This window comes from Mesorhizobium sp. CAU 1732, from assembly GCF_039888675.1.
Taxonomy (GTDB): Bacteria; Pseudomonadota; Alphaproteobacteria; order Rhizobiales; family Rhizobiaceae; genus Aerobium.
Genome location: NZ_JBDQQR010000001.1, coordinates 3,509,918 through 3,521,428 on the forward strand (window position 1 = coordinate 3,509,918; position 11,511 = coordinate 3,521,428).

10 protein-coding genes are annotated in these 11,511 nt (G+C 63.9%); all 10 read right to left on the minus strand.

Annotated features, from left to right (window positions below):
* Positions 1–21 precede the first annotated feature (21 nt).
* The 10 genes from mnhG to AAFN55_RS17175 all read right to left on the minus strand — a co-directional run bounded on the left by mnhG (position 22) and on the right by AAFN55_RS17175 (position 11,332).
* Positions 22–450 (minus strand): monovalent cation/H(+) antiporter subunit G, encoded by a 429-nt coding sequence (mnhG, locus tag AAFN55_RS17130; RefSeq protein WP_347800036.1) that lies wholly within the window; start codon positions 448–450, stop codon positions 22–24.
* On the minus strand, positions 447–728 hold the full coding sequence (locus tag AAFN55_RS17135; protein WP_347800037.1) for a K+/H+ antiporter subunit F: 282 nt from the start codon (positions 726–728) through the stop codon (positions 447–449). The genes mnhG and AAFN55_RS17135 overlap by 4 nt, the downstream gene beginning before the upstream one ends.
* On the minus strand, positions 725–1,210 hold the full coding sequence (locus AAFN55_RS17140) for a Na+/H+ antiporter subunit E (protein WP_347800038.1): 486 nt from the start codon (positions 1,208–1,210) through the stop codon (positions 725–727). Before AAFN55_RS17140 ends, AAFN55_RS17135 begins: the two co-directional genes overlap by 4 nt.
* Complete coding sequence (locus tag AAFN55_RS17145) at positions 1,207–2,841, minus strand: monovalent cation/H+ antiporter subunit D (protein WP_347800039.1); 1,635 nt, start codon at positions 2,839–2,841, stop codon at positions 1,207–1,209. The genes AAFN55_RS17140 and AAFN55_RS17145 overlap by 4 nt, the downstream gene beginning before the upstream one ends.
* The gene (locus AAFN55_RS17150; protein WP_347800040.1) at positions 2,838–3,182 is read right to left on the minus strand and encodes a Na+/H+ antiporter subunit C; all 345 of its coding nucleotides are present in this window, start codon (positions 3,180–3,182) and stop codon (positions 2,838–2,840) included. The genes AAFN55_RS17145 and AAFN55_RS17150 overlap by 4 nt, the downstream gene beginning before the upstream one ends.
* Positions 3,173–6,097 (minus strand): monovalent cation/H+ antiporter subunit A, encoded by a 2,925-nt coding sequence (locus tag AAFN55_RS17155; protein ID WP_347800041.1) that lies wholly within the window; start codon positions 6,095–6,097, stop codon positions 3,173–3,175. Before AAFN55_RS17155 ends, AAFN55_RS17150 begins: the two co-directional genes overlap by 10 nt.
* A 703-nt stretch (positions 6,098–6,800) precedes the next feature.
* On the minus strand, positions 6,801–7,976 hold the full coding sequence (locus AAFN55_RS17160) for an AI-2E family transporter (protein ID WP_347800042.1): 1,176 nt from the start codon (positions 7,974–7,976) through the stop codon (positions 6,801–6,803).
* A gap of 211 nt (positions 7,977–8,187) precedes the next feature.
* A complete protein-coding gene (locus AAFN55_RS17165; RefSeq protein ID WP_347800043.1) occupies positions 8,188–9,717 on the minus strand; it encodes a tripartite tricarboxylate transporter permease in 1,530 nt (509 codons plus the stop codon).
* A 117-nt stretch (positions 9,718–9,834) separates the two neighbouring features.
* Positions 9,835–10,365 carry a tripartite tricarboxylate transporter TctB family protein gene (locus AAFN55_RS17170; RefSeq protein WP_347800044.1) on the minus strand — a complete coding sequence of 177 codons (531 nt, stop codon included), beginning with the start codon at positions 10,363–10,365 and terminating at the stop codon, positions 9,835–9,837.
* 13 nt (positions 10,366–10,378) lie between these two features.
* Positions 10,379–11,332 carry a tripartite tricarboxylate transporter substrate-binding protein gene (locus AAFN55_RS17175; protein ID WP_347800045.1) on the minus strand — a complete coding sequence of 318 codons (954 nt, stop codon included), beginning with the start codon at positions 11,330–11,332 and terminating at the stop codon, positions 10,379–10,381.
* Positions 11,333–11,511: the final 179 nt, after the last annotated feature.

The window sequence follows — 11,511 nt, forward strand, 5'->3', positions numbered from 1 at the left end:
AGGTGGAACCCGGCTTTCGGACTATTCCGACGCTCGGTCCGGGTTCCGGGCGGCGTCCTCTTCTTCCGATGTGACCGGTTCGGCCTCGTCCAGAACGCCCGGCGAAGGATCCATCGCCGGAACCTCCTTGCTGCCCTCGGAGCGATCGCGGTAGAGCGCGGCGCGTCCCAGAAGCATCAGCGTCACCGGCGTCGTGATGGTGACGAAGACCCCGAGGAGAATCTCGTGGATCACCAGACGCGTATCGAGCACCGTGAAGAAGATCATCGAGGCGATGATGATGCCTCCGGCACCCCAACTCGTTCCAAGCGTGGGCGCGTGAATGCGGTCGTAGAAATTCGGCAACCGATAGAAACCGAACGATCCGATCAGCGCCAGGCCCGAACCGATCAGCAGAAAGACGGCAACCGGGATGGCCGCCCACAGCGGCAGGTCGGCAATCTCGCTCATTCGATCACCTCGCCGCGCATGAGGAACTTTGCCAGCGCGACGGTCGCGACGAAGCCGAGAATGCCGATAATGAGCGCAACCTCGAAATAAAGAACATGGCCGCTGCGCATGCCGTAGACCACGAGTTGCAGCATCGAGTTCACATAGAGCGTATCGAGGCCGAGCACGCGGTCCTGCGCCCGTGGCCCCCTGATCATGCGTGTCAGGGCGAGCACCATCGCCACGGCGAGCGCCAATTGTGCGATCGTGATCGCCCAGGTGAGTATCAGGGCGCTCATTCGAAGATCTCCCTCAGCATGCGCTCGTAGCGGTTGCGAACCAGATCGAGCCACTCCTGCTCGTCCACGAGATCGAAAACGTGGATCAGGAGGGTGCCGCGTGCCGAATTGTAGTCGAGCCAGGCAGTGCCGGGCGTGCTGGTCATGATGATGGCGAGGATCGCAAGACCCGTATGGTCGCGCAGTTCGAGGGGTATGGTCAGGAAGCCCGACTTCCGCTCGCGGCGCTTGCCCTGCAGGATGATGCGTGCAACGGCGATATTGGACCGCACGACGTCGTAGAACACGATCGCGGTCAGCCGCACCACGACATCCCAACGCTTGATGTACGGCTTGGCAGGACGCAGCATCGCCATGCCTTGAGCCGCGATCAGCGCGATCACCGCGCCCAGCACCAGCTGTCCCAGCGAGAAGCTGGTCAGCATCAGCCACATCACGGTGAGTGCGACGATCAGCAGGGGATAGGGGAACACGGCACTCATGGCTGTTCTCCATCCTCCGGTCTCGTCGCGCGCTCGGCCCCCAGAACGCCGTCGATATAGGGCTGCGGCGCATGCAGGCCGGCTGCCGTGTCCTGCATGTACCGCATCAGCGGCCCCGCCTGCACCGTGATTGCCACGGTGAGAAACAGCAACGCGCCGATGGGGAGGATTTCGGTCAGCAGAACCCGCGGCACTGCCTCGTCCACCGGTGCCCAGAAGGAACGGATGCCCGCGCGCGTCATCGCGATCAGGGCCGACAGGCCGGAGAGGATGAGCAAGGCTACGAGCCACCACGACGCCGACGGGATGTCGCCGCCCTGACCGAAGCCGTCGGGATTCAGCATGGCCGTCAGGATGGCGAATTTGGCAATGAAGCCCGATAGCGGGGGAAGGCCCGCGAGGAGAATTCCGCACGCCGCGAAGCTGACGCCGAGAATGGCGAGCGTACCCGGGATTGCGACACCCTCGACCTTTTCTTCTTCCTCGTCCTCCTCACCCTCGCCATAGGCTTCCATGGTGACGGCCAGCACGTTTGCCGCGGGGTTCTGGCCACGTTCGATCAGTTCGATCAGCAGGAAAAAGGCCCCGATCGTCAGCGTCGAGCTGGCCAGGTACAGCAGGGCACCGGCGGTCACGCCCTGCTGCTCAATGCCGATGCTGGCCAGAAGCGTTCCCGACGAGACCAGCACGGAATAGCCAGCCAGCCGTCCGAGCGCCTGCGACGCGAGAACGCCGAGCGCGCCGAAGATCATCGTCGCGATGCCTCCGTAGAACAGGATCTGGGCACCGAAGCCTGCCGAGGCGCCCGTTTCTCCGCCGAAGAACATCAGCGTCAGGCGCAAGATCACGTAGACGCCCACCTTGCTGAGGATCGCGAAGATGGCGGCGACCGGAGCGGCCGCGGCCGCATAGGTCGTCGGTAGCCAGAAGCTCAGCGGCCACATGCCTGCCTTCACCAGGAACGCGACGCCGAGGACCGCGGCGCCCGCCTCGAGCATCATCCTGCTCTCGTCGGGCACCTGCGGGATGCGCACGGCCAGATCCGCCATGTTGAGCGTTCCGGTCACGCCATAGATCAGCGCAACGCCGATCAGGAAGAGCAGCGACGCGATCAGGTTTATGGCGATGTAGTGCATGCCCGCCCTCACCCGCACCGGGCCGGACCCGTGCAGCACGAGGCCGTAGGAGGCGGCGAGCATCACTTCGAAGAAGACGAAGAGGTTGAACAGGTCGCCGGTGAGGAAGGCACCGTTCATGCCCATCAGCAACAGCAGGAAGAGCGTGTGGAAGTGCGGACCCGCCTTCTGCCAGCGCCCGAGCGAGAAGATCAGCGCCGGGATCGCCAGCGCCGACGTCAGCAGCAGCATCATCGCCGACAGGCGGTCGAGCACGAGATTGATGGCGAAGGGCGGCGGCCAGTTGCCGAGCAGGTACACCGCGACGCGGCCGTCCTGCGGGCCGATGCCGTCCGCGATGCGCACGAGCATCACCGACACCGCAAACAGTGCGATTGCCGAGACGATCGACACCGTCGCCTTGAGGAGCCGCTCCTTGTCGTCGAAGAACAGCAGCAGTGCGGCTGCGACGATCGGGATGACGATCGGCGCGATGATCAGATGTTCTGGTCTCATCGCTCGGGCTCCCGTCCATCGACGTGGTCCGTGCCGGTCATGCCGCGCGAGACCAGGAGAACGACGAGGAACAGGGCGGTCGTCGCGAACCCGATGACGATCGCCGTGAGGACCAGCGCCTGCGGAATCGGATCGACGAACAGCGCCGGATCGGGGGTGATGCCCGGTTCGACGACCGGAGCCGACTTGTTGCTCAGCCTGCCCATGCTGAAGATGAAGAGGTTCACGGCATAGGACAGGAGCGCAAGCCCGATGACGACCTGATAGGTGCGCGGACGCGCGATCAGCCAGACGCCCGAGCCGACGAGCACGCCGATACCGAGTGCGAGGATCAGCTCCATTTGACGTCCTCCTCGCCCTTCGCGGCTTCGATGACACGGGCGCGATGACTGCGTATCGACTGATGCGCGATCGCTATGAGGATGAGCACCGTCGCGCCGACCACGAGCGCGAACACGCCGAGATCGAACAGGAGCGCTGTCGCGGCCGGAACCTTTCCGATCAGCGGAACCTCCAAATACTGGAAATAGGACGTCAGGAACGGGAAGCCGAACAGCCAGGACCCGATGCCGGTGAAGGCGGCGATCAGCAGGCCGAAGCCGATCCAGCGAACCGGCAGGATGCGCAACCGGTCTTCCACCCAGCGCGTTCCGCCCGCCAGATATTGCAGCAGGAAGCCGATCGCCATGGTCAGGCCGGCAGCAAAACCGCCGCCCGGCAGTTCGTGGCCACGCATGAACAGATATGCGGCGAGCACGATCGTGACCGGGAACATCCATTGCATGATGACGGAGGGCACGAGCAGGTAGTCCTGCACGGTGTTGCCCACCTCGCGGTCGGGACGCTTCTCATCATATTCGTTCTGGATGCGTTGCTGCTCGGGTATTTCCACGCTGTCGGGCGCCGGACGGAAACGGCGCAGGAGCGAGAAGACCGTCAGCGCGACGATGCCGAGCACGACGATCTCGCCGAACGTGTCGAAGCCGCGGAAGTCCACGAGGATCACGTTGACGACGTTCGTGCCGCCGCCTTCCGAATAGGCGCGCGTCAGGAAGAACTCCGAGATCGTCTCCGGCCATGGCGTCGTCATCATGACATAGGAAATCATCGTCATGCCGGCGCCGCAGATGACGGCCAGCGTGAAGTCGCGATGCCGCCGCATGCGCGCGGTCGATGTCACGGAATTGTCGATCTCCGCATTCCTCTTCGGCAGCCAGCGCATGCCGAGCAGGATGAGAACCGTCGTCGCGATCTCCACGACGAGCTGCGTGATCGCAAGGTCGGGTGCGGAGAACCACGCGAAGGTGACGCAGGTCACGATGCCCGCGCCGCCCATCAGGATGAGCGCGACGAGGCGGTGATACTTCGCCTGGTGTGCCGCGCCGATCGCGCAGGAAATGCCGATCAGCCAGATGATCGCAAACACCGGATCGGCCCCCGCGAGCGACGGGATGCCGGGATTGAACCCGGCCGTGAACAGCGGGGCAAGCGCCGCCAGGAACGCCACAAAGACGACAAGGCGCAATTGCGGCTGCAACCGGCGCGTACCGAAATGGCTCTCCATCCAGCGCGCCCAGCGCCAGGAGATCGTCACCAGGATGCGCTCGAAGATGCGCTGGCCCCGGAAGCGCCGGAAGATCGGCGGGCCGTCCTCGCAGGTGCGCAGATATCCGCGCAGCGCCATATAGAGCAGGATGCCGCCGATCAGCGCGATGACGCTCATGATGAGCGGCAGGTTGAGCCCGTGCCAGACCGACAGGCTGTATTCGGGCGTCCGATCGCCAAGCACCGCCACCACCGCCGCATGCAGATACGGGCCGACGGTTATCGCCGGAATCATACCCACGATCAGGCAGATGAGGACCAGAAGCTCGATCGGCAGCCGCATCCAGTGCGGCGGCTCGTGCGGCTCGTGCGGCAGGTCGACGGGCTTCGGCCCGAAGAACACGGTATGTATGAAACGCACGGAATAGGTCACCGCGAACGCGCTGGCGATCGTCGCGACATAGGGCGCCACGCCGTCGAGCAGGGACTGTCGATGGACTTCGATCGTCTCGGCGAAGAACATCTCCTTCGACAGGAAGCCGTTCAGCAGCGGCACGCCCGCCATGGCCGCACTCGCCACCATCGCAAGCGTCGCCGTGATCGGCAGGAAGGAGAACAGGCCCGACAGCTTGCGCATGTCGCGCGTGCCGGCCTCGTGATCGATGATGCCCGCCGCCATGAACAGCGACGCCTTGAACGTCGCATGGTTCATCATGTGGAAGATCGCGGCGACCGCGGCGAGCGGACTGCCGAGGCTGAGCAGCGTCGTGATCAGGCCGAGATGGCTGATCGTCGAATAGGCCAGAAGGCCCTTCAAATCCTGCTGGAAGATCGCGAAATATGCGCCCAGCAGCAGCGTCGACATGCCGGTGATGCCGACGATGAAGAACCATTCCTCCGTTCCCGACAGCACCGGCCAGAGCCGCGCGAGCAGGAAGACGCCCGCCTTCACCATCGTCGCGGAATGCAGATAGGCGGAGACCGGCGTGGGAGCCGCCATCGCGTTCGGCAGCCAGAAGTGGAACGGAAATTGCGCGCTCTTGGTCAGCGCGCCCATCAGCACCAGAAGGAGCGCAGGCACATAGAGCTCATGCTCGCGGATGAGATCGCCCGAAGCGAGCACGTCATCCAGTTCGTAGCTTCCGACGATGTGGCCGATGATGATGAGGCCGACCAGCAGGCAGAGCCCGCCGATCCCCGTGACCGTCAACGCCATGCGCGCGCCGTCGCGTGCCGCCTGGTTGTGCTGCCAGTAGCCGATCAGCAGGAACGAGAAGATGCTCGTCATCTCCCAGAAGATCGCCAGCACGATCAGGTTGCCGGAGATCACCATGCCCTGCATCGCGCCCATGAAGGCGAGCAGGAACGAGAAGAACCGCGGCACCGGATCCTTCGGCGACATGTAGTAGCGGGCGTAGATGACGACGAGGAAGCCGATGCCCGTGATGAGCATCGAGAACATCCAGGCGAAGCCATCCATCCGCAATGAGAAGTTGAGCCCAAGTTCCGGGATCCACTCCACCTGCCGACGCACGACCTCGCCGTCGACGACCGACGGGAATATGGAGGCCGTGAGGCTGAATGCCAGGAGCGTGATGCCGCCCGAAAGCCACGCCTCCGCGTTGCGCGCATTCGCTGGCAGCATGGCCGCCAGCGCACTGCCCATGAACGGCAGCAGGATCAGGAGGAGTAGGATGTTTTCGTCCGTCATACGCCTGGAAATGTTCCTGTCGGCGCAATCCGGGCGCCAGCTATAAAAATCGATGAGTCGCAATCTGCGAGCCGCCGTCAAGGTTTGATTGGCGACTCCGCTTTACCGCGGAATGACTACTTCAGGATCGACGACGTGCCCGTCGAGGATCGCAAAGCCGAAGACGGCAGGCGATCAGAGCGGCGCGGAGCGACGCCCTGAATTCCCGTCGAAGGGCGGACCACGCGGCGCCATCGTTCTCGACGGTATGATCGCAGGCGCATTCATGTCGCCCCACTGCAACGGATCGCCGACCCGCATGTGGGGCCAAAGCGCGTTCGAAGCAGCGATAATGGCGCAGGTATCGCCCGCCGCAGCACCTTCTGTCACCAGTGACGCCTTGTCACGCATGCGGCTGTCGCTGCGGCAGCGCGGGCCTTTGAGCTTTTCGGGCTGGCTGGGCTGTACGTGGAGATTCGGCTGGGCCGGCCCCGATGTCATGAGCCTTGCGACCGAGGGCTGCACTCCGGAGACGACGAACAGCAATGCCAAAAGGGCGGGAAACCATGCGGCCCGCGGACGTCGTACAGGGCGGTTCGGCTCCGCTCCGGGCAACTTTGTTCCTCCAGGGATGTGCTGAATCGGGCGCCTAGGCGCCGCGCAGCGTCAACATAGGACAGCGTTTGACGCTATGTCCAGCATTTGACACGCATTTCTTGGCTTTTTATCGCCGTTCGGGCGGCAAAAGTTCTGGTCCAGGCGACTCGGTCGTGGGCGTCGACGCAACTTGCTGCGTTCGCATTTCATGCAGCCACTCCCGCCAGATGGCGACCAGCAGCGCCATCAGCACCGGTCCGATGAAGAGACCGAGGAAACCCATGGTCTTCACACCGCCGATCAGCCCGAAGAAGGTCGGCAGGAACGGAAGCTTGATCGGACCGCCGACAAGCCTTGGCCGCAGCGTCTTGTCGACGATGAAGAGCTCCGTGGATCCCCAGACGAGAAGCGCGATACCCTCCACCGGCGATCCGCTCGCGACCAGATAGATCGAAACCAGCGTGAACGACAGCGGCGCGCCGCCAGGAATGAGGGCCATGACGCCCGTTATGACGCCCAGCGTCACCGGTGACGGGACGCCCGCGATCCAGTAGGCGATGCCCAGCACGATCCCCTCGCCGATCGCGATCAGCGTCATGCCCGTCACGGTTGAACTGATCGTCGCCGGCACGACACGCGAAATCCGCTCCCACCGCATCGGCAGGATGCGCTCCCCCAGCGTATCGATCTGCGCCACGAAATTCTCGCCGTCCCGGTAGACGAAGAACAGCGCGATCATCATGAACAGCAGTGTGAGGAACAGGTCGAAAAGACCGGACCCGGTCGCCAGAACCGCACGATAGATGCTGCCGATATTGGCGCCGCTGACGATCTGTACGAGTTCACCGATCGCGCCTGGATGTCCGATATACTTGACCCATTGCTCGTCGAACCATTCGCCGACTCCGGGGAGTGCGACGATCCACTCCGGCGTGGTCGCGCCGAGCCGGTTCGTCTGAACCAGCCAGTCGAACCATTCTCCCACCTCCCCGATCGTGTAGCTGATCGCGATCGCGATCGGGACGATCAGGAATGTGAGGATCGCAAGGATCGCGATGGTCGCGGCGATCGTGCGGTTGCCGCCGACCCGGTAGAGCAGGTCGCGGTAGAGCGGCCAACTCGCGAAGGCGATGACCAGAGCGGCCAGGACGGGTACGAGGAAGCCATGGAAGAAGTAGACGCCCGCCGCGATGATCAGGACGAGCAGCCACCGCGCCACCGACAATTGCGGGATCAGCGCGATGCGAGACGGGGCGGACGAGCCCAGCCAGCGCGGTTCCTGCTGTCGTTCGGTAGGCGTCATGTCATCACACTCATGCCATCCGACCCCGTCTCTGCATCGCGCAGATCGGCCGGTAAGGCGATTGTGTCGCATCCGCGCTTTGTCATGGTCAAGGGGCGCGCCGCACGGCAGTCGTCACGAGATTGCCACGGACGACCGTCCTCTCCATGTTCCGCATGCGAATCCGCCGCATGCGGAACCGATTGCGGCGATTGACCGCGCCTGTCCGGTGTCAGTCCCCGTCCATCGCGAAGGCTGTATCTGCGCCCTTGGGCTGCATCGCACGCCAGATCACCGGACCGAGCACGGCGGCGAAGGCGATCGCATAGATCGTCAGCGCGATCGGCGATTCGACGAGGAAGAGCCAGTCGCCGCGATTGATCATCAGGCCGCGCCGCAACTGCTCTTCGGCCAGCGGGCCGAGAATGCACCCGACCAGCACGGGCGCCAGCGGATATCCGAAGCGGCGCATCACGAAGCCGATCAGGCCGAAGACGAGCAGCAGGACGAGCGCGAAGATGGAACCTTGCGCGCCGACGATGCCGAGCGTCGCGAAGGTCAGGATGCCCGCATAGAGCCAGGGACGCGGGATCATCAGAAGCTTCACCCAGACACCGACGAACGGAAGGTTGAGGATGAGCAGCATGAAATTCGCGATGAACAGGCTCGCCACGAGGCCCCAGACAAGATCAGGATTGTTGGTGAAGAGCAGCGGCCCCGGCTGCAACCCGTATTGCTGGAAGCCCGCGAGCATGATCGCTGCCGTCGCCGAGGTCGGCAGGCCGAGCGTGAGGAGCGGGATCAGCGTCCCGGCCGCGGATGCGTTGTTCGCGGCCTCGGGTCCGGCCACGCCCTCGATCGCGCCCTTGCTGCCCTCGAACTCCTCTTTCGAGATCCCCTTCGCCGTGCGGCGCTCCATCGAATAGGACAGGAAGGTGGGGATTTCGGCGCCGCCTGTCGGCAACGGCCCGAACAGGAAGCCAAGCCCCGTGCCCCGGATGAAAGGCTTGATGCAGCGCTTGAAGTCCTGCCAGGTCAGCCAGACCGAGCCCTTGACGGCCTCGACCTTCTCCTGGACGTCTGCCTTCTGCGACGCGATGTAGAGCGTCTCGCCGATGGCGAAGAGCCCGACGGCGACGATCGCGATCGAGATGTTGTCGCGCAGTTCTGGAACGCCGAAGGCCAGCCGCGCCTGCCCCGTCAGCTTGTCGATGCCGACAAGGCCGATCGCAAGCCCAAGGAAAAGCGCCGTCAGGCCTCGCACGATCGACCCGCCGAACGCCGCCGAAACGGTCATGAACGACAACACCATCAGGGCGAAATATTCGGCCGGGCCGAAGGAAAGCGCGACCATCACCATGAAGGGCGCGACCACCGCGATGCCGATCGTGGCAAAGGTTCCGCCAAAGAACGAACCGATCGCCGCGGTCGCCAGCGCTTTGCCGCCGCGACCGTCCCGCGCCATCTTGTTCCCTTCGACCGCAGTCATGATCGATGCGGTTTCGCCCGGCGTGTTCAGCAGGATCGACGAGATCGCCCCGCCATACATGCCGCCATAGTAGATGCCGGCGAACATGATCATCGAGCCGGTCGCGCCGAAGGACAGGCTGACCGGCAAAAGCAGCGCGACCGTCAGCGCCGGGCCGATGCCCGGCATGACGCCGACCGCCGTGCCAAGCACCACGCCGATCAGCGCGAACATCAGGTTCATCGGTTGCGCGGCGATCGCCAGGCCATCGAGAAGCAGTGAGAATGTATCCATGACGAATGCTGATCCTAGAGCATGTCTCCCGAAAGTGGGCACCGGTTTCGGGGCAAAGACATGCATCAAAACAAGGGCGTAAAGCGCATAGAGCGAATCTGAAAATCGCGATGCGCTTTAGCGGCGGAAGAAGCCGTCGATGATGCGCTCCGGCGGGCCGGCGGGAAGCGAGAGGCCGAGCCCATGACGAAACAGTAGATAAAGCAGTGCCGAAAGCACGATGCCGACGAAGATCGTGAACCAGATCGGCTTGCGGCCGAGCCCGCGCGCGGCGAAGCCGAACAGCGTGCCCGATGCGATCACGAACCCTGATCCTACCGTCAGAAGCACGAACTCGACGGCGATCGCCCCCGTGATCCAGAGTACCGGCGCCCAGGCCATTGCCGCACGCTTCGGAAAGCCGTCTTCCCGTAAGGCGAGCCAAACGGTCAGCGCAGCGAAGATCGCGATTCCGGCAGCGACGATATACGGAAATATCTCCGGGCCGAACTGTGCATAGCTGCGGCGGAACGGATAGCTCGACGCGTCCCACGCGATCAGCACAGCCATCGCGAAAAGGCTGATGGCGATGGCGAGCGCGCCAAGGTCGCGCATGGAGGTATCGGGCTGAGGCCGGCTTGCGCCGGCCTCCTCGGATGGCTGGGCCATGACGACGCTTTTCCTATTCCTGGCTGATGCCGAGTTCGGAGAGGATGGCCGCCGTCTGTTCGATCTGGCCGTCGAGATAGGTCTGGAATTCGTCGCCGTCGAGATAGGTGTTCACCCAGCCCTTGGTCTCGAGTTCCTGGTTCCAGGCGTCGGATTCGGCCATCGTGCGAATGGTCGTGGTCAGGCCTTCGCGCTCTTCATCGGTGATGCCGGGTGCTGCCGCGATCATGCGCCAGTTCTGCAAATCCACGTCGAAACCCTGTTCGACGAAGGTCGGCGCATCGAGATACGCTTGACGCTCCGGTGCGGTGACGCCGATCACGCGCAGCGCGCCGGCCTCGATCTGCGAGGCGAACTCGCTGTAGCCGGAAATGCCCACGGTCACCTGATTGCCCAGCAGCGCTGCGAGAGCCTCGCCACCGCCCGAATAGGGAATGTAGTTGATCTCTTCAGGCGCAACGCCCGCAGCCTTGACGAAAAGCCCTGCCGCGATGTGGTCCGCGCCGCCGGCCGAACCGCCGGCCCATGTAACTGAGCCCGGATCCGCCTTCACGGCTTCCGCAAGCTGCTTCGCGTCCTGGATTTCGCTTGCCGCCGGAACGACGACGACGACATATTCGCCCGTCAGGCGCGCGATCGGCGTGACGTCGGCCAGGGTGACCGGCGAGGCATTCGCAATGATCGCGCCGACCATCACATAGCCGCCGACGATCGTCGCGGTCGCATCGCCCTTCGAGTTGTTGACGAACTGCTGGAGACCGATCGTCCCGCCCGCCCCGGTCACGTTCTCGACCTGGATGTTGGAGACGAGCTTCTCTTTCTGAAGCGTGCCCTGGATCGAACGCGCGGTCTGGTCCCACCCGCCGCCGGGCCCCGCAGGCGCCATGATCTTGAGTTCCGACATCTGCGCGAAAGCGCTGGTCGCGGAGAGAAATGCCACGGCTGCGGCGAGTACGAGTTTCTTCATGATGTCCTCCCAGACATGCAGGTTGCGTGCGGCATGGATGCCGACAAAGCCGATCGCCGATGTACGAGCCTGGGGCATATTTCGGGGAGCGCGCCTAGACGCAACACACTGTCCGGTGCCGTGGCGACCGAACCTTTCCTCCCGTAAAACTCCTCCAGGCCGGCGCCTCGGCTCCGGTT

Bases quoted from the DNA above. Each gene is read 5' to 3' on its own strand.
- mnhG (WP_347800036.1), bottom strand. From the start codon at position 450: ATGAGCGAGATTGCCGACCTGCCGCTGTGGGCGGCCATCCCGGTTGCC.
- AAFN55_RS17135 (WP_347800037.1), bottom strand. From the start codon at position 728: ATGAGCGCCCTGATACTCACCTGGGCGATCACGATCGCACAATTGGCG.
- AAFN55_RS17140 (WP_347800038.1), bottom strand. From the start codon at position 1,210: ATGAGTGCCGTGTTCCCCTATCCCCTGCTGATCGTCGCACTCACCGTG.
- AAFN55_RS17145 (WP_347800039.1), bottom strand. From the start codon at position 2,841: ATGAGACCAGAACATCTGATCATCGCGCCGATCGTCATCCCGATCGTC.
- AAFN55_RS17150 (WP_347800040.1), bottom strand. From the start codon at position 3,182: ATGGAGCTGATCCTCGCACTCGGTATCGGCGTGCTCGTCGGCTCGGGC.
- AAFN55_RS17155 (WP_347800041.1), bottom strand. From the start codon at position 6,097: ATGACGGACGAAAACATCCTACTCCTCCTGATCCTGCTGCCGTTCATG.
- AAFN55_RS17160 (WP_347800042.1), bottom strand. From the start codon at position 7,976: ATGACGCCTACCGAACGACAGCAGGAACCGCGCTGGCTGGGCTCGTCC.
- AAFN55_RS17165 (WP_347800043.1), bottom strand. From the start codon at position 9,717: ATGGATACATTCTCACTGCTTCTCGATGGCCTGGCGATCGCCGCGCAA.
- AAFN55_RS17170 (WP_347800044.1), bottom strand. From the start codon at position 10,365: ATGGCCCAGCCATCCGAGGAGGCCGGCGCAAGCCGGCCTCAGCCCGAT.
- AAFN55_RS17175 (WP_347800045.1), bottom strand. From the start codon at position 11,332: ATGAAGAAACTCGTACTCGCCGCAGCCGTGGCATTTCTCTCCGCGACC.